15 protein-coding genes are annotated in these 17,053 nt (G+C 66.6%); 4 read left to right on the top strand and 11 right to left on the bottom strand.

From position 1 onward, the window contains the following. Window positions 1–148: 148 nt before the first annotated feature. The 3 genes from NP80_RS20420 (at window position 149) to NP80_RS20410 (ending at window position 4,341) form a co-directional block, all read left to right on the top strand. A complete protein-coding gene (locus tag NP80_RS20420; protein ID WP_006400284.1) occupies window positions 149–1,369 on the top strand; it encodes an MFS transporter in 1,221 nt (406 codons plus the stop codon). 215 nt (window positions 1,370–1,584) lie between these two features. Next, the gene (locus tag NP80_RS20415) at window positions 1,585–2,403 is read left to right on the top strand and encodes a TetR/AcrR family transcriptional regulator (RefSeq protein ID WP_035946820.1); all 819 of its coding nucleotides are present in this window, start codon (window positions 1,585–1,587) and stop codon (window positions 2,401–2,403) included. Window positions 2,404–2,580: 177 nt separating this feature from the next. Beyond that, the gene (locus NP80_RS20410; protein ID WP_006404924.1) at window positions 2,581–4,341 is read left to right on the top strand and encodes an AMP-binding protein; all 1,761 of its coding nucleotides are present in this window, start codon (window positions 2,581–2,583) and stop codon (window positions 4,339–4,341) included. A gap of 42 nt (window positions 4,342–4,383) precedes the next feature. Here NP80_RS20410 and NP80_RS20405 read toward each other — a convergent pair whose 3' ends face one another. After that, on the bottom strand, window positions 4,384–4,665 hold the full coding sequence (locus tag NP80_RS20405) for a PXPV repeat protein (protein ID WP_170933522.1): 282 nt from the start codon (window positions 4,663–4,665) through the stop codon (window positions 4,384–4,386). A gap of 387 nt (window positions 4,666–5,052) precedes the next feature. On the opposite strand from NP80_RS20405, the gene hfq reads away from it, so the two are divergent. Beyond that, the gene (hfq, locus tag NP80_RS20400) at window positions 5,053–5,631 is read left to right on the top strand and encodes an RNA chaperone Hfq (RefSeq protein WP_006400289.1); all 579 of its coding nucleotides are present in this window, start codon (window positions 5,053–5,055) and stop codon (window positions 5,629–5,631) included. A 77-nt stretch (window positions 5,632–5,708) separates the two neighbouring features. Here hfq and NP80_RS20395 read toward each other — a convergent pair whose 3' ends face one another. The 10 genes from NP80_RS20395 to NP80_RS20350 all read right to left on the bottom strand — a co-directional run bounded on the left by NP80_RS20395 (window position 5,709) and on the right by NP80_RS20350 (window position 17,042). Then, window positions 5,709–6,359, bottom strand: a complete 651-nt coding sequence (locus tag NP80_RS20395; protein WP_006404926.1) for a DUF2968 domain-containing protein — start codon at window positions 6,357–6,359, stop codon at window positions 5,709–5,711. A gap of 112 nt (window positions 6,360–6,471) precedes the next feature. Continuing rightward, window positions 6,472–7,863: a sigma 54-interacting transcriptional regulator gene (locus tag NP80_RS20390; RefSeq protein ID WP_006400291.1), complete on the bottom strand. Its 1,392-nt coding sequence runs from the start codon at window positions 7,861–7,863 to the stop codon at window positions 6,472–6,474. Window positions 7,864–7,880: 17 nt separating this feature from the next. Further along, on the bottom strand, window positions 7,881–9,785 hold the full coding sequence (locus NP80_RS20385; protein ID WP_006408516.1) for a TadG family pilus assembly protein: 1,905 nt from the start codon (window positions 9,783–9,785) through the stop codon (window positions 7,881–7,883). A gap of 10 nt (window positions 9,786–9,795) precedes the next feature. Next, a complete protein-coding gene (locus tag NP80_RS20380) occupies window positions 9,796–10,116 on the bottom strand; it encodes a DUF3613 domain-containing protein (protein WP_006404928.1) in 321 nt (106 codons plus the stop codon). A 20-nt stretch (window positions 10,117–10,136) separates the two neighbouring features. Continuing rightward, window positions 10,137–10,979, bottom strand: a complete 843-nt coding sequence (locus tag NP80_RS20375; protein ID WP_006404929.1) for a tetratricopeptide repeat protein — start codon at window positions 10,977–10,979, stop codon at window positions 10,137–10,139. Between the two features lie 19 nt (window positions 10,980–10,998). After that, window positions 10,999–11,991 (bottom strand): type II secretion system F family protein, encoded by a 993-nt coding sequence (locus NP80_RS20370; RefSeq protein WP_006410963.1) that lies wholly within the window; start codon window positions 11,989–11,991, stop codon window positions 10,999–11,001. Between the two features lie 4 nt (window positions 11,992–11,995). Continuing rightward, entirely contained in the window at window positions 11,996–13,009 is a 1,014-nt protein-coding gene (locus NP80_RS20365) for a type II secretion system F family protein (RefSeq protein ID WP_006404930.1), read from the bottom strand. Next, complete coding sequence (locus NP80_RS20360) at window positions 13,002–14,372, bottom strand: TadA family conjugal transfer-associated ATPase (RefSeq protein ID WP_006409611.1); 1,371 nt, start codon at window positions 14,370–14,372, stop codon at window positions 13,002–13,004. Before NP80_RS20360 ends, NP80_RS20365 begins: the two co-directional genes overlap by 8 nt. A 3-nt stretch (window positions 14,373–14,375) precedes the next feature. Next, on the bottom strand, window positions 14,376–15,650 hold the full coding sequence (locus NP80_RS20355; protein WP_035488227.1) for a fimbrial protein: 1,275 nt from the start codon (window positions 15,648–15,650) through the stop codon (window positions 14,376–14,378). 60 nt (window positions 15,651–15,710) lie between these two features. Further along, window positions 15,711–17,042: a type II and III secretion system protein family protein gene (locus NP80_RS20350; protein WP_006404932.1), complete on the bottom strand. Its 1,332-nt coding sequence runs from the start codon at window positions 17,040–17,042 to the stop codon at window positions 15,711–15,713. Window positions 17,043–17,053 lie beyond the last annotated feature (11 nt).

Genomic DNA, 17,053 nt, shown 5'->3' with positions numbered 1-17,053 from the left:
TTCGTAGGGATTATTCCCGATTCGCGGCTATCGCGCCCTACATTGCGGCGCACGTCGGCCTACACTCGATCAGTGCCCCGAACCGCGCGCGAATCGGGCCGCACGTCCTTGCGTCCCGCGCGCGCACGCCAACGAGGAGACCTCGCACATGAGCTGGACCCGCGAACAACGCAACGTGACGATTGCCGCCTATCTCGGCTGGACGCTCGATGCGTTCGATTTTTTCCTGATGGTTTTCGTGCTGAAGGACATCGCGGCGGAATTCGCGTCGACGATCCCGGCGGTCGCGTTCGCGCTGACGCTGACGCTCGCGATGCGCCCGCTCGGCGCACTGATCTTCGGCCGCCTCGCCGATCGCTTCGGCCGCCGTCCGACACTGATGGTCAACATCGCCTGCTATTCGGTGCTCGAGCTCGCATCGGGCTTCGCGCCGAGCCTCACCGCGCTGCTCGTGCTGCGTGCGCTGTTCGGCATCGCGATGGGCGGCGAATGGGGCGTGGGCTCCGCGCTGACGATGGAGACCGTGCCCACGCACGCGCGCGGCATCGTGTCCGGCCTGCTGCAGGCCGGCTATCCGAGCGGCTATCTGCTCGCGTCGATCGTGTTCGGCCTCCTCTATCAGTACATCGGCTGGCGCGGCATGTTCATGATCGGCGTGCTGCCCGCGCTGCTCGTGCTGTACGTGCGCGCGCACGTGCCGGAGTCGCCCGCGTGGAAGCAGATGGAAAAGCGCGAGCGTCCGAGCCTCGCGACCACGCTGCAGCGAAACTGGAAGCTGACGATCTATGCGATCGTGCTGATGACCGCGTTCAACTTCTTCTCGCACGGCACGCAGGATCTGTATCCGACCTTCCTGCGCGAGCAGCACCACTTCGATCCGCATACGGTGTCGTGGATCACGATCGTGCTGAACATCGGCGCGATCGTCGGCGGCCTCGCGTTCGGCGCGATCTCCGAGCGGATCGGCCGACGCCGCGCGATCTTCATCGCCGCGCTGATCGCGCTGCCGGTGCTGCCCCTTTGGGCGTTCTCGAGCGGCCCGCTCGCGCTCGCGGCCGGCGCCTTCCTGATGCAGATTTCGGTGCAAGGGGCGTGGGGTGTGATTCCGGTCCACCTCAACGAGATTTCGCCGGACGAGATTCGCGCGACGTTCCCGGGCGTCGTTTATCAGCTCGGCAACCTGCTGGCGTCCGGCAACGCGACGATGCAGGCCTCGCTCGCCGTCTCGCACGACAACAACTATGCGTTCGCGCTCGCACTCGTGGCCGGCACCGTCGCGGTCGTGATCGCGGTGCTGATCCTGTTCAGCCGCGAACGGCGCGGCATCGACATGACGCAATCCGTCAATACGCGTACCGCCGCGACCTGAGCCGACGGTTTTGCGCGTTGCATCACCGCGCGCGGCCCGCAGCGCCTGGGCCGCGCGCCGCGCTTTCCGCACTCGCACATCGAACTAGAGGAATCCGACCAGAATCGCCGCTTGCCCGCCCCGCCCGCGTTTTTTTATCTTAATAAAAACGCTTGTTTGAATCGGATAAACCAATCACCTGTTCGCGGCCGGGCGACCGGCATGGGAGGCGGAACATGGCAGTGAGTCAGGAGGGACGACCGTCTGCGGCGCGGTCGTCCACGGGGCGATCGTCGGGCAACCGGCAGACCGGCGGGACCAAGGCGCGCATCCTCGATGCAGCGGAGGACCTCTTCATCGAACACGGCTTCGAAGCAATGTCGATGCGGCAGATCACGTCGCGCGCGGCGGTCAATCTCGCCGCGGTCAACTATCACTTCGGCAGCAAGGAAGCGCTGATCCACGCGATGCTGTCGCGCCGTCTCGATCAGCTGAATCAGGAGCGGCTCGCGATCCTCGACCGCTTCGATGCGCAACTCGGCGCGCACATCACCTGCGAGCACGTGCTCGGCGCGATGTTCATTCCGGCCCTGAAGGCGTCGCGCGATCCGGAGCGCGGCGGCCCTGCGTTTCTGCGCCTGATCGGCCGCGCATATACCGATCCGTCGCCGTTCGTGCGCAACTTCCTGACCGCACACTATGCGAGCGTCGCGGGACGCTTCTTCGATGCCTTCCAGCGCGCGCTGCCGCATCTGCCGCGCACCGAGCTCGGCTGGCGGCTGCATTTCGCGATCGGCGCGCTGTCGGGTGCGCTCGCCGGCGCGGAAACCGAAAGCCTCATCGACGAATTTTCGCAAGGGCGCACGATGAACGACGTGCAGATGATCGCGCGGCTGTCGTCGCTGATCGTCGCCGCGCTGAAGGCGCCGATGCCGGACAGCGCGCAGCTCGAGATCTTCGCGGCCGTGCTCGACGACGCAGGCGCGAGCGAGGCGTTCGGGCTGCCGCCGCCTGCGACGACGCCCGATGCCGCCACGCTGCATTCCACGAATTGAGCTGACCGTATCGCCGGATCGACAAGCGGCCGCAACGCGACCTCTCGCGTCGGCCGGGCCTCGCAGTGTGCGGGCTCGGGCCGGCGCGACGCGTGGGGTCCGTCGGTCGCGAAACAGCGGGCCCGAGCGTGCGCCGACGCGCGCCTCGCGCCGACCGAGAAGACCCTGGAGACGACCATGCCCGACCCCGCAGCAACCGCCACCGCACAGGTCCCGCCGAACACCGACGGCATCTGGTACGCGTCGTACCCGCGCGGCGTACCGCACGAGATCGACATCTCGCAATATACGTCGCTCGTGCAGTTCTTCGACGAATGCACGACGCGCTTCGCCGATCGCGTCGCCTACGTGAGCGCCGGCGCATCGATGACCTACCGCGCGCTCGCCCAGAAAGTGGATGCGTTCGCGTCGTACCTGCAAGCGATCGGCGTCAAGCCCGGCGACCGCGTCGCGATCATGCTGCCGAATACGTTCCAGTATCCGGTCGCGCTGTTCGGCACGCTGAAGACGGGCGCGATCGTCGTCAACGTCAATCCGCTCTACACCGCGCGCGAACTCGCGCATCAGTTGAAGGACAGCGGCGCCGAGACGATCGTCGTGTTCGAGAACTTCGCGCGCACGCTGCAGGACGCACTGCCCGACACGCGCGTCAAGAACATCGTCGTCACCGCGCTCGGCGATCTGCTCGCCGACGGCTTCAACGCGAAGGGACGCCTGATCAATTTCGTGCTGAAGCACGTGAAGAAGCTCGTGCCGGCCTACGACCTGCCGCAGGCGATCCGGCTGCGCGCGGCGCTCGCGCTCGGTGCGCGCGAACGCGCGAAGCCCGCGGCGATCACGCGCGACGATCTCGCGTTCCTGCAGTACACGGGCGGCACGACCGGCGTCGCGAAAGGCGCGATGCTCACGCACGGCAACCTGATCGCGAATCTGCTGCAGGCGAAGGCGTGGATCGCCGATCAGCTGACCGGCGAGATCGAAACGGTGCTCACGCCGCTGCCGCTCTATCACATCTATTCGCTGACGGTGAACGCGTTCATTTTCATGGGGCTCGGCGGCCGCAACATCCTGATCGCGAATCCGCGCGACACGAAGATGATGATGAAGATTCTTCGTCACGAGACGTTCACGGGCATCACGGGAATCAACACGTTGTACAACGCGTTTCTCGACAACGACGAATTCCGTCGGCGCGACTTCTCGAAACTGAAGCTCGCGATGGCGGGTGGCATGGCGATGCAGCGCGCGGTCGCCGAGCGCTTCCAGCAGGTGACCGGGCGGCCGATCGTCGAAGGCTACGGGCTGACCGAGTGTTCGCCGATCGTCACGATGAATCCGGTCGACCTGAACGACATGAGCGCGTTCAGCGGGTCGATCGGGCTGCCCGCGCCGTCGACGATCGTGCGCTTTCGCCGCGAGGACGGCACGTGGGCCGGCATCGGCGAGCCCGGCGAACTCTGCGTGCGCGGGCCGCAGGTGATGCGCGGCTACTGGCAGCGCCCCGACGAAACCGCAAAAGTGATCGACGCGGACGGCTGGCTCGCCACCGGCGACATCGGCGTGATGGACGAACGCGGATTCGTGCGGCTGATCGACCGCAAGAAGGACATGATCCTCGTGTCGGGCTTCAACGTCTATCCGAACGAGATCGAGGAAGTGTTGGTGATGCATCCGGGGATCAGCGAGGCCGCGGCGATCGGCGTCCCGGACGAGGTGCAGGGAGAACGCATCAAGGTGTTCGTCGTGCGTCGCGATCCGACGCTCACGGTCGACGACGTGCTCGCGCACTGCCGCAAGAACCTCACCGGCTACAAGATGCCGAAGTTCGTCGAGTTTCGCGACGCGCTGCCGCAGACGAACGTCGGCAAGATCCTGCGCCGCGCGCTGCGCGACGAGGAACTCGCGAAAATCGGCGCCGCCGCCGGCAAGCCGCGCTGATGCGGTGCGCGTGCCCGCCGCGCGCTGCGGCGGGCTCGGCGGTCAATCGTCATCGTCGTCGTGATGCTTGCGCCAGTGCTTGTAATAGTGCTTGCGCCACTTGCGGTAACGGTCGTCGTCGTCATCGCCGTAGTAGCCGTATCCGTAGCCCGGATACGCGACGACCGCCGGCTGCGGTGCCACATAGACCGGAGCCGGCTCGGCATAGACCGGCGCAACCGGTACGCCGATGCCGACCGACAGATCGACGTGCCCCGCCATTGCGCTGCCCGAAGCCAGCAGTGTCGCCGTGCCGATCCACGCTGCCATTTGCCTGCCATTCATGTGTCGAATCCCCATTTTGCCGGCCCGCCCGGCACGCGCCCCGAATGTAGGCGAAGCGCGCGCCGCCGGGTGCTACGGCATTGCGAGAGACGTAACGCGACGTAACGAGACGGCGGGAATCGTCCGTTTTGCGCGGGAAAGACCGGAAAATTCTGCCGAAACGCACGCGGACGCGCATATTCGTCCGCGGATATGCGCGGCAGCTGACGTTGGCCATTTGGCCGCATCGCGCAAATGCGCGTTAGCGTCTATAGTGGGTTACGGTTCGACACAATCGCGACTGGGCGCTTCCCGATCGAACAGGGTAGAATCCCGCCAAACAGATTTGTGACGACCACGCCACACACGCACAACATATTCTCTGACGCAGGCTCCTGCCGCACCTCAATGGCCAATCCCGCAGAATCCCATCCGCAAAACGACTTCATCAATTCCGCGCGAAAGGAACGTAAGCGCGTCGAAATCTACCTCGTCAACGGCATTCGTCTGACCGGGTGTATCGAGTCGTTCGACCAGTATCTGGTGATGCTGCGCACCCCCGTGGGTCTGCAAGGCATCTACAAGCGTGCGATTTCGACGATCCAGCTCGACACGGGCGGATCGCGCCCCGGCGGCGGTCCGCGCGGTCCGCGCACCGGCGGGCGGCCGGGCGGCCGCGAAGGCGGCGGTCACAGCCCGTACGGCTCGCACGGCGGCTCCCGTGAGCCGCGCGAGGGCTACGGCTCGCGCGAACCGCGCGAAGGGTACGGGTCGCGTGAACCGCGTGAAGGCTACGGGTCGCGCGAACCGCGCGAAGGTTACGGTTCCCGTGAGCCGCGCGAAGGTTACGGTACGCCGCGTGAAAACTACGGTGCGCCGCGCGACGCCGGCGACGCGTCGGGCGGCGGATCGCCTTCCGATACGCGCGGCAGCAACGGGCCCGTCATCGTGACGCGCCGCCGCCGGATCGTGCCGGACGGCCAGTAAAAACAAAAAGGGCAAGCCGGTCGGCTTGCCCTTCTCTCTTCAGGACGCTGCGGCGCCACGCGCCGCCGCTGGGTCGGTCAGTGTGCCGCGCTCGGCAAACCGGCGTTGGCCTCGCGCTGCAGCGAACGCACCTGCTGCTGCAACGCGCGCAGTTGCGCCTGAAGCTCCGCCTGCTGCGCCTGCAACGCCGCCGTTTCGTCGCGTACGCTCTTCTGGCGATCGGCCACCGCGGCCTGCTGCTCGCGTGCGATGGAAATATCGGCCTGCAGTCGCCGCGCACGTTCCTGCGCGACTTCGATCTGCCGATCCATCTGCACTTTCTGCGATTCGAGCTTGGCCGCACGCAGCTCGTTGACGGCCAGCCGCTCGGCCTGGCGCGAGAAGTCGCGATAGATCATTTCCGCACGCGCTTCGTCGTAGGTCTTGATCACGCGCCAGAACGCCTTCTGCTGGAACAGCGCGACGAAATATGCGCCGTCTTTCACGTTGAACAGCAGGCTCGAACCGTAGCTGCCGTTGTAGCTCGTGCGCATCTCTGTCAGCGCATGCGCCTGAATCTGACGCTGCAGTTCGTCGACGGTGCTTTGCCCGGTCGTCTCGCCGGCCTGGGCCTGCACCGCCGTCTGCCCCTGCGCATCGACCGAAGGAATCGCAGCCACCGGCGCCGACGCCTGCTGCACCGGCGAGGCCGTATTGCCGGCGAGCCCTTGCGCGTACGCGCCCTGCATGCCTCCTACCGCGGCGAGCAATACGAACGCCCGCCCCAACCCCGTAACATGGCTCTTCAAGTGTTATTCCTCGCGCGAGTTGTTGTAATTCAGCGCGATTTTATCTCATTAATTACTCGCTTTCGCGGGTCTCGGGCTCTTCGTCGAATATCTGGTACTTCCGCATTTTTTCCCACAGCACCTTGCGGCTGATCCCCAGTTGCTGCGCGGTATCCTGGCGCCGCCAGCCGTTCGCGTCGAGCGCGGCAATCACGCGGTTGCGCTCGTTCATGTCCCACTTGCTGCGGTCGACGAACACCTCCGCCGCGCTTTCCGCCGGCACCGGCTGCGCGGCGCTGCGTGCGTGCGCGATCAAGCGCTGCAGCCGCGCGGCGTCCCAACCGCCCGTCTGCCGCACCGTCACGCCGACGCGCTCGGCCAGATTGCGCAGTTCGCGGACGTTGCCGGGGAAATAGCTGTCCGCGACCGCGTCGGCAAGCCAGTACGGCAGATCCGGCAATTCCGCGAGCCGCTCCTCGCCGACCACCTCCGCGACGAACGACTTGAACAGCGCGATCTTGTCGACCGCGCCACGTTCCTCGAGCGACGGAATGTTCAGCTCGATCACCGCGAGCCGGTAATACAGATCCGCGCGGAACAGCCCTTCCTTCACGAGCTGCGGCAGCTTCTTGTTGCTCGCCGCGACGAGACGGAAATCGACCTTGACGGGCGACGTCGCGCCGACACGCAGCACCGCACCGTCTTCGAGCACGCGCAGCAGCTTCACCTGCTGATAGAGCGGCAGATCGCCGACTTCGTCGAGAAACAGCGTGCCGCCGGCGGCCTGCTCGAAATAGCCTTTATGCGCGACCACCGCGCCGGTGAACGAGCCTTTCGCGTGCCCGAAGAACAGCGATTCGAACAGGCCGTCCGGAATCGCGCCGCAGTTGACCGGCACGAATTCGCCGTGCCGATAGCGCGAATGCTTTTCGTGCAGCAACTGCGCGATGCGCTCCTTGCCGACGCCGGTCTCGCCGTGCAGCAGCACGTTCGTATCGCAATCGGCAAAGGTATCGACTTCGCGCAGCAGCGCCTGCATCGATTCCGAGTGCGCGACGAGCACCGAGGGCTGCAGCGTTTCGGCGGCGTGCGCGCGTAATTGCGTGACGAGCTTGCCGACCATGCCGCGCAGTTCCGCGCACGTGAAGTCGAGCGGGAGGATATGCGAGTACTCGGGCGGATACTGCGACGCGTCGTGATCGCGCGCGGCGCCGACCCAGACGACCGGCATGCCGATGTTGGCTTGCCAGTCGCGCAGGAACGCCGCGCCGCTTTCGATCATCGTCACGCTGATGATCGCGAGCGACGGCCGCAACGCGGCGCGTTCGGGCGAGATCTCCGCGTTGTCGGCGCGGATCACTTCGACGTCGAAGCTCGCCATGCATCGGGCGACGCGGTCGACGATGTCCGCCTTGCCTTCCCAGACGTAGAGGTCGAGTTCTTCGATTGCGGGGGGGGTTCTCATCGGTTTCAACTGCTTCTTTAATTACCTACCGTTTGTGCGACACCGCAAGCCAGCGACATATTGTGCACCGTGGCTACGCCGACCTGAACACCAAGGAGCTGAAGCAACGGTACGAGCAGCTGATCCAGTGCTCCAAGTATCGGATTCAGCGTCGATTGAGTCAGCAGTGCGAGCAGATTCCCGATCAACCCGGTGCTCACACGGATCGGGATCCCGAGCAGCGTCGCGTTGACGACGAGCCCCGCCGAACTTGAAAGTGCTGCGACGGGGCCACTCAACGCGTTCGCCAATACGTGGCCCACTCCGGAGCTCGTGCTCTGATAGTCATCGGAATTACCGCTGATCCCGTCGAAAACCAACGATCCGCCCGTGGACGCCACGCCGGGAACCGAGATCGCCGGAACGGTCGCGTCGAGCGTCGCGATGCCGAGCTTGCCGAGCACGTCGACGTTCACCAGCGTCGCCGTCTTGCTGCACGAGTAGCCGCCCGATACGTCCATCATGCCGTACTTGTTGAGCGGCGCGTCGCCGACGCAAGCGTTCAGCAGTCCGGGGGTGGCAGTGATATACGCGCGGCTGTCCGCGGCGGTCGCGGCGCAACTCGTGGACGTTAGCACCGCGGTCCCGGGCGCGACCTCGAGGTAGACCGGCAACTGGACCTGCGCCGAAATACCGAGGAGGCTCAGTAGATCCCATGTCCCGACGCCGATATTCAGGTAGACCGCGACGTCGGCCGTGTGAGCGGATGTACGCCAGGTGCCGGCCGGTTTCGACGGATCCGTGCCGCCCTCGCCGATCGCGATCGTCGGCGGACGAATGACCTGCACTTGCAGCGTCGCCTGGGCGAGGCCGAGCAAATTGAGTCCCGTATTGACGTTGACGGCCGGGCTTTTCGCATTCGCGTTGGCGATCTCCGCAGCTGTGAACAGCAGATCGAGCAAGCTGACCGATGCGTCGGCCGCCGCCTGCGTATTCGCGATGCCGAGCGACAACAGCCCCGGCGCATTGCTCGCGTCGCCGATCGGAATCTGGCCGCCGGGAAGCGTCAGATGCGCCAGCGTATCGAGCGCGGCAGAACTCGCCGACGAATAGATGCCGAGGTTTGCCACCGACGTGTTCTTCAACGCCGTCGCCATCACCGATACCAGTTGGTTCAGCGTGAGCTTCGTCGCCAGCAACTGATCGACGGTACCTGCGCCGACTTGCGCCTTCACCAGATCGCCGACTTTCACCCGTGTGCACGCGAGCGCCTGATACGAACCGATATTGAGCGACAGCGACGTATTGAGCAGCGCACCGAGCAATGCATTGACGAGCCCTGTGTTGCGCTGATCGGCTGAAACGCTATTGCCGGCGCAATCCTGATTGCTGCCGAACATCGCAAGCGTCGTGCCGATCGAAAACGTGTCGATATTGCTCGCCTTCGCCGTCGACGCGGCGCTGATCGTGCGGGGCGGGCCGATGAAAAAAAGCGGCACGGTCTTCGTGGCCACTACCCGGACCGCATTCAACTGGTTCGTCGCCGTTCCGAAATAACCGGCGGCCGCACCGTAGTCGCTCACGTCCCAGCGGCCGCATGCAATGCTCATCGAATTGCCCGATGCCTGCGCATCGAATCCGTTCAATGCGGCGCCCCGATATGCAGCCGTCACGACGGCATTCGATCCCGACGCGGTCACGGTCGTATCCGTTTGCGGGCACAAATCGTTCACGCTCTGTACGGCCGCGAGCGCGGTCATGTCCGCCACGCGCTGCAAATCGCGCCGCTGAAAATAGAGATTTCCGACATCGATCGAGCCCAGCACGATGAGGGCGACCGCAATCCAGATCGCCGCGACGACCGCCACCGAGCCGCGCTGAGCTCTCGAGCCGGCGCGTTGCGACCGGGCAAAACCGTCTTGCCGCCGCGGATCCGAGCGCATCTTCACCTCGCTATTGAGCTGCGCCCGCGCCGAGTGACGACGACATGCCGCTTGAACTCAACGTCGAACCCATCGACTCCGGAATCTTGTGCTTGAACGATTCCAGATACCGCTGATAAACCAGCGACGCGACGTCGCCGAGCAACGGCTGCGTCGGCGCCGCCGCGCGGTTGTCGCGCTGCATCGACAGCCATTCCGTCGTCGAGCGCCCGACGTCCGAAGCGGTCGCCTGCGCACGCGCGACGCCCGCGCCCGCTGCCGTCCACGCGATCGCGCCCGCCAGCGCGATCCGCGCCGCCCACCCGTTCCGCTGCCGCTTGTTGCCGTTCATGTCGTTCCCCGCCTGTCCATTCATTGTGCAAACCGTTGCAGCAGCGGCACGGTCTGGTCGTAACCGAGATTGCTCGCCATCGGCGTGATCGGCTCGGTTGCACCGCGACGCGACACGACCGGCGGCGTCGCGACCGCCCGCTGCTGCGCGCGCACGGCCGCCGCTATCTTCGCGGCGTCGTTCGCGATGTCCTTGCGGATGTCGGCCGGCAAGCGCTGTTGATTCATCAGCCGCTGCGCATCCTGCGAGCGCCCGGCCGCGAGGAGATAAAGCGCGAGGTTGCTGACGATCTTCGGATTGCGCTGATCCAGTTCGACCGCCTTCATCAGCGGCACGCGCGCGCCGACCACATCGCCGTTGCGCAGCTTCGCGTACGCGAGATCCGACAGCAGCGACGCATCGGTCGGCGCAAGATCGGACGCGCGCGTCAGCGCCTGCACCGCGCGCTCGAAATCGCCTGCCGCGCCGGCGAGCAGCCCGAGCCCGCGATAGCCGCGCGCGGCGAGCGGCGTCTGCAGCAGCTGCGTATACGCGGCCGCGCTCGCGGCCGGCTGATCGGTCATTCGAAGCGCATCCGCACGCAGCAGGATCGTGTCCGGCGAGCCGCCGTACGCCTTCTCGTACGCATCGATATGCGCAAGCGATGCGTAGTACAGTCCCTGCGCCTGCATCCGTTGAATCAATCCCACATACATCGCCGGCGTATCGGGCACCGCCTGCTTCTGGTCGGCCGCCTGCAGCAGCGCCGCGCGCTCGGTCTGTGCGTTGACGCCGTAGCCGCTGTCCTTCGTCGCGCACGCGCCGAGCAGCAGCGCTGCCGCCGCCGCGCCCGCGCATCGCATCGTCTGGCTGATCCGCTTCATCGTTCTTTCCTTCCGTCCATCAATGGTGCGGCGACAGCGCGCGCATCACCGCGAGCATCCTGGGCCCGGCCGTCACGATCAGCAGCGCGGGCAACAGCGTCAGCACCATCACGCCGGTCATCTTCACCGTCAATCGACCGATCCGCTCGCGCAGCAGCGCGCGGCGCGTCTCGCGCAGCCGGTCGCCGAATTGCTTCAGCGGCTCCTGCACCGCGCCGCCATGCTTGTCGACCTGAATCATCAAGCGCACGACGGCACGCAAATCCTCGTTGTCGAAGCCGCTCGACAGCCGCTGCAACGACTGCTCGCGCGTGCGTCCCGCCGCGAACTGCCGCTGCGCGATGCCGACTTCCGACGACAGCACGGGCAGCATTCCGCGAAAATCGTTCGTCACGACCTGCAGGCTTTGATCGAGCGACAGCCCGACGCCCTGCAGCAGACGCAGCATGTCGACGAGCAACGGCAATTCGTTGCCGACGCTTTGTCGCCGCGCCGCCGCGCGACGCCGGATGTAAAGCTTCGGCAGCATGAAGCCGACCCCGAACGCCGCGCACATGCCGATCATCCAGTAGCCGCCGCTCACACGGCCGCTCGCCACGATCGCGAACAGCAGCGGCAGCCCGACGCCCATCGCGAGCCGCGCGCTCAGAAACAAGCCGCGCGTGCGCGCATCGACGTAGCCGCACTGCTCGAGGAGCCGGCGGTCCTCTTCGGCGACGACGTGCTTGCCGAGCCCTGTGTCGAGCCAGCGCATGCCGGCCGCCGACAGCCGCTCGAGCAAGCGTTCGACACGCTGACTGCGACGCGCATCGGGTTTCGCAGCGGCATCCTCTTCGCCTGCGGGGCGTGTGCGCGCCGCTTCGAGCGCAGCCATCCGCCGGTCGAGCGCATCGTTCAGCGCGCGCTCCGCACGCGAGGTCGCGCTCGCGCGCCGCAACGCAGCGATCCCGAGCAGCAATAGGCCGAATGCGCCGAGTGCGAGCGCCAACGCGCCGATCTGGGTAGCCGTCATTGCATCACCTCAGTCGAGCCATTCGATACAGCCAGATACTGCCGAACAATTGAAGCAGGAACGCGATCACGAGCAGCATTTGCCCGCTCGGGTCGTTCCACATCCCGTGCAGATACTGCGGGTTCGTCATGATCACGAAGCTCGCGATCGCGATCGGCAGCATCACGAGCACGAATGCCGACAGCCGTGTCTCGGCCGACATCGCGGTCAGTTCGCGCTCGGCCTGTTCGAGATCGCGCATGAACACGGCCATGCGTTCGAGCATCACGTCCGCGCGGCCGCCGTATTTGACGGACAACCGCAGCACCGAACCGACGAGCTCGAACTCCTCGGTCCGGTAGATCTTCGCGATATGCAGCATCGCGCGATCGATTTCGACACCGCCGCGCAACATCCGCGACACGTGGTCGAGGCATCCGCGCAGCGGCTCCTCGGTCGTCAGCAACGCGGCCTGGAATGCGGCCGGCACGCTGTTGCCGAGCGTCACGAGCCGCACGATCCCGTCGAGAAACGACGGAATCTGCCGGACGATCTTCAGCCGGCGCCGCTGAATTCGCGACGCGAGCCACACGCCGAACACCGAGATGCCGCAGGCGAGCGCGGCGAGACACGCGAGCGGACCGCCACGGCTGGCGGCGATGGCGGCCAGCGCGCCGAGCGCCGCCAGCGCGACGAGCGCCTTGCCGCGCGCATCGGCGATGCCGGCGCGGCTCGCGAGATGGGTCAGATAATCGACCGCGACCGCGTATCCATGCGACCAGAACGTGCCCGGCGCCGGACCGCCGCGTGCGCCGGCCGGTTGCGGCGTGCCGCGCGGCGCGCCGGATGCTCCTGCCGGGCCGGACGCTGCAGGCCTCGCGGCCGGCGCCGCCGCGCGTGCGCCCGGCTCGAGCCGGCTGTCCATGAAGCGCTTCGCGTCGGTGCGCACGCGATGCGTTTCCGCATATCGCCACAGCATCAGCCCGGACGCGACGCACAGCATCGCGAACGCGAGCACCCAGAGCATCGCGCTATACATTGAAGCCCCCGCCGCGACCGAAGCCGCCGCCTCCAAAGCCGCCGCCGAACCCGCCGGTGTCGCCGAAGCCGCTGTTCGCGAGCGTCTGGCGGAAGCGCGCAAGCTTCGGCGAGTGCGGATGAATGCCGAGCGATTCCCAGTGATCGATCTCCTCGCCTTCCGGCGTCACGCGCGCCTCATAGCGATAGAGCTCCTGCGTCGAGATGATGTTGTCGGACAGCCCGGTCACTTCGGTAATCGAAAGAATCCGGCGTCGCCCGTTCGAGAGGCGCCCGATCTGCACGATGAAATCGATCGCGTTCGCGATCTGCCTGCGCAGGCTCGACTCGGTGCCCTGGAAGCCGGCGAAGCCCGCGAGCATCTCGAGGCGGTACAGGCACTCGCGCGGCGAACTCGCGTGCACGGTGTCCATCGAGCCGTCGTGGCCGGTGTTCATCGCCTGCAGCATTTCGAGCACTTCGCCGCCGCGCACTTCGCCGACGATGATCCGGTCCGGACGCATCCGCAGCGTATTGCGCAGCAGGTCGCGGATCGTCACGACGCCCGTGCCGTCGAAACCGCCGGGCCGGCTCTCGAGCCGCACGACGTGCGGATGGTTCAGCGACAGCTCGGCCGTGTCCTCGATCGTCACGACGCGCTCGATTTCGGGAATGTGGAACGCGAGCGCATTGAGCAGCGACGTCTTGCCCGAACTCGTACCGCCCGACACCAGCACGTTGCAGCGCGCCTCCACCGCGGCTTCGAGCAGCGCACCGATTTCCTCGTTGTAGGTGCCGTTGCCGAGCAGGTCCGCAGGCTTCAGCGGATCCTTGCGGAATTTCCGGATCGAGACGATCGGCCCGTCGATCGACAGCGGCTCGATCACGACGTTGACGCGGCCGCCGTCCGGCAGGCGCGCGTCGACCATCGGATTCGATTCGTCGAGACGGCGGCCGATCGGCGCGAGGATGCGGCGCACGATCCGCAGCAGATGCGCGTTGTCGGTGAAGCGGACCGGCAGCTTCGTCAGGATCCCGTGACGCGAGACATACACGTCCTTGTAGCCGTTGATCAGGATGTCCTCGACGGCCGGGTCGGCGAGCAGATCCTCGATCGGGCCGAAGCCGGCGAGCTCCTTCGTCAGCGCCTCGGCGATCGTGCGCACCTCGTTCTCGTTGAGCGGGATGCGGCGCAGGCGCACGAAGCTGTCGATCTCGAGGTCGACGAACTGGTTGATCGCCTGTCGCGACCAACGGCCGAACTCGGCGCCCAGTTCCTCGATACGCGTCAGCAGATGCTCGTGCGCGGCATTCTTGATGTCGTGAAATTGCTGCGTCTGGGAGAACGGCGCTGCGCCGTCGGCGAATTGAATGTCGTGTGCCATCGCTTACGACCGCTTGGACGAAGGTTGAATGAGACGTTTGAGCGCGGACAGCCGCGGCGCCGCGCGCGACGGACTCGCGCTGCCGGACACGCCGGGCAGCCGCGCGGCGAGCTGTTCGAGCGCGCGCACGTACGGATCGCGCTCGGCTTCGTCGACGATCAGCCGCCCCTGGTTCGCGGCACGCCCGAGCGCGACGCGGCGCGACGGCAGCGTCCCGACGAGCGCAATGCCGAGCCGGTCGGCGATCTGGCCGGGCAGCAGGTCGAGCGCCGGATCGTACTGATTGACGACGAGCCGCAGGCGGTCGGTGTCGACGCCCGCATCGCGCAGCCCGGTCAGCAGATCGGCCGCGGACACGATCGATGCGACGCCCTGGTCGCAGACGAGCCACGCCTCGTCGGCGGACGATGCAATTTGCGTCACGAACTCGCGGTTCGAGAATCCGCCGAGATCGACGACCTGCTGGTCGAAGAACGCGCGAAAACGGTTCAGCAGGCCGATGCACGACGCATACGACACGTCGCGCAAGCCGCCGAGGTCGGGCGGCAGCGTGGTCAGCGCGACGCCGCTGCGATGGCGCGTGAGCGCGGTGTTGACAAAGGTGCGGTCGATGCGGCGCAGGTTCTGCACGGCATCGACGAAATGGAACTCGCAGCGCGTGTTCAGGAACAGCGCGCCGTCGCCGGCCGGCAGGCCGAGATCGAGCAGCGCGGTTTGACGGCCGGCCGGCACGCCGGCGTCGGGCTTGGCGACCGCGCCGGGCCCCAGCGCGTGCTTCTGCAGCCACACCGCGAGATTCGCCGCGAGCGTGCTGACGCCCATGCCGGCGCGCGCGCCGAGCAGCGCGACGACCTTGCCGTGGCGGCTCGCCGGCTCGCCGACGTTCGCGAGCAGCCCGCGCGTCGTGCGCAGCGCGTCCTCGGCCGACGCCGACACGTCGATGAAATCGCGCACGCCGGCGCGCAGCGCGGCGAGCGTGCTTTCCGGCTGAGCCAGCGAGCCGAGCGCGACGATCGGCAACCCCGGATGCGCCGCGCGCACGGCGGCCGCCGCGACGCTCGCGGCCGCGCTGCCGTCGGAGAAATCGATGAAGACGAGCGCCGGATTGAGTCCCGTGATGCGCTGCGCGAGGACGCCCGGCTCGAGCGATGCGCCTTCGACCGCGCCGGCCGACACGAGCGTATCGGCGAGCCAGCGGACGTGCGATTCTTTCGACGAGGCGCAGACGAAATAGTCGGTCACGGCGGGTTCAGACAATGATTGGGTTCGTGCATTCATCTCGAACAGCCCCGAATACGCAGATCGTCGCGACGCGCCGCAACCTGCAATGTTTCGCGTTCATTTCGAAAATCCCGGTGCGGCATCCGGCGAGGCGGCGCCGCCCAGATACGAGCGCCACACCGGGCCGTCGCGCTGCTCCGACAACTGGCCCGGCGTCGCGGGCAGCGCCGCGCCCTTCGCGATCGGTGCAACGAGATGCGGCGTGACGATGATCAGCAGTTCCTTGTCGTTCTGCTGGTAGTTCAAATTCTTGAAGAACGTTCCGATGATCGGCAGGTCGCCGAGCAGCGGCACCTTGCTGACGTTCGACATCGTCTGGCGATCGATCAGGCCGCCGATCACGAAGCTTTCGCCGTCGCCGAGCTCGACCGTCGTATCGGCGCGGCGCGTCGTGATGCCCGGCACGGCGACGCCGCTGATCGTCACGCTGTTCACGAAGTCGAGCTGGCTCGATTCGGGCGCCACCTTCAGCGCGATGCGCTGCGGGCTCAGCACGGTCGGCGTCAGCGACAGACCGACACCGTATTGCTTCCACTGGATCGCCGTCGAGCCGAGCCCTTGCGGCGACGGCACCGGAATTTCGCCGCCGGCGAGGAAGCTCGCGCTTTGTCCCGACAGCGCGACGAGCGTCGGCTCGGCGAGCACGCGCGCGAGGTTGTTCGCCTCGAGCAGCGACAGATCCGCGAAGATGCCGCGGCCCGCCGCATTGACGACGAGGTTGAACGCGGACGCCACCGGCGCGCCCAGCGTCGGGAGGTAGCCGGCCGAGCCGGGCCCCGCGCCGCCGTTGTACGACTGAACGCCGCCCGGCGAGAACGAGCCGAACGAAAAGCCGTTGCTCTGCTTGAAGAAATTGAAGCCGACCTGCTTGAGCACCGAGCGGCTGAATTCGACTACGCGCACGTCGACCTGCACGACGTTCTTGCCGGCCAGCGTCGAGCGATCGATCACCGTCCCCTTTCCGCTCACGTTCTTGCCCACCGCGACCGCCCGTTCGTGCGCATCGAGCGACGCCGCCGTGCCGCGCAGCACCGACGTGCCGCCGTACGTGTTCACGCGCGGCGTCGAATCGTCGAGCACCGCGTGCGCGGCCGCGTCGACGACTTCCACGTTCCAGACCGTCGGCTCGTCGCGGCCGCGCTCCCAGAGCATCACGTTCGTCGCGCCCGGCGCTTTCGCGATCACGAGCACGGCCCCGGAACGGCTGCCTTTCATGATCAGCACGTCGGCGATCGCCGGATCGCCGACCGCCACGCGTTGCAGCGCACGGCCCGCCGAGATCTGGCGCTGCGCGCCGACCGCGAGTTCGATCGTGCCGCCCGCACTCGCGAGCGACGCGAAGGTCAGGGTCCAGACGGCAATCGCGAAAGCAATCAGGGTGTTTTTCATTGTGTGGTAGG

It is taken from the genome of Burkholderia multivorans ATCC BAA-247 (assembly GCF_000959525.1).
Lineage (GTDB): Bacteria > Pseudomonadota > Gammaproteobacteria > Burkholderiales > Burkholderiaceae > Burkholderia > Burkholderia multivorans.
Note: the sequence above shows the minus strand (reverse complement) of the source record. Positions and strands in the feature narration are given on the sequence as shown.

Excerpts from the sequence above, each read along its gene's own strand:
- NP80_RS20420 (WP_006400284.1), top strand. The coding sequence starts at position 149 with ATGAGCTGGACCCGCGAACAACGCAACGTGACGATTGCCGCCTATCTC.
- NP80_RS20415 (WP_035946820.1), top strand. The coding sequence starts at position 1,585 with ATGGCAGTGAGTCAGGAGGGACGACCGTCTGCGGCGCGGTCGTCCACG.
- NP80_RS20410 (WP_006404924.1), top strand. The coding sequence starts at position 2,581 with ATGCCCGACCCCGCAGCAACCGCCACCGCACAGGTCCCGCCGAACACC.
- NP80_RS20405 (WP_170933522.1), bottom strand. The coding sequence starts at position 4,665 with ATGAATGGCAGGCAAATGGCAGCGTGGATCGGCACGGCGACACTGCTG.
- hfq (WP_006400289.1), top strand. The coding sequence starts at position 5,053 with ATGGCCAATCCCGCAGAATCCCATCCGCAAAACGACTTCATCAATTCC.
- NP80_RS20395 (WP_006404926.1), bottom strand. The coding sequence starts at position 6,359 with ATGCAGGGCGCGTACGCGCAAGGGCTCGCCGGCAATACGGCCTCGCCG.
- NP80_RS20390 (WP_006400291.1), bottom strand. The coding sequence starts at position 7,863 with ATGAGAACCCCCCCCGCAATCGAAGAACTCGACCTCTACGTCTGGGAA.
- NP80_RS20385 (WP_006408516.1), bottom strand. The coding sequence starts at position 9,785 with ATGCGCTCGGATCCGCGGCGGCAAGACGGTTTTGCCCGGTCGCAACGC.
- NP80_RS20380 (WP_006404928.1), bottom strand. The coding sequence starts at position 10,116 with ATGAACGGCAACAAGCGGCAGCGGAACGGGTGGGCGGCGCGGATCGCG.
- NP80_RS20375 (WP_006404929.1), bottom strand. The coding sequence starts at position 10,979 with ATGAAGCGGATCAGCCAGACGATGCGATGCGCGGGCGCGGCGGCGGCA.
- NP80_RS20370 (WP_006410963.1), bottom strand. The coding sequence starts at position 11,991 with ATGACGGCTACCCAGATCGGCGCGTTGGCGCTCGCACTCGGCGCATTC.
- NP80_RS20365 (WP_006404930.1), bottom strand. The coding sequence starts at position 13,009 with ATGTATAGCGCGATGCTCTGGGTGCTCGCGTTCGCGATGCTGTGCGTC.
- NP80_RS20360 (WP_006409611.1), bottom strand. The coding sequence starts at position 14,372 with ATGGCACACGACATTCAATTCGCCGACGGCGCAGCGCCGTTCTCCCAG.
- NP80_RS20355 (WP_035488227.1), bottom strand. The coding sequence starts at position 15,650 with ATGAATGCACGAACCCAATCATTGTCTGAACCCGCCGTGACCGACTAT.
- NP80_RS20350 (WP_006404932.1), bottom strand. The coding sequence starts at position 17,042 with ATGAAAAACACCCTGATTGCTTTCGCGATTGCCGTCTGGACCCTGACC.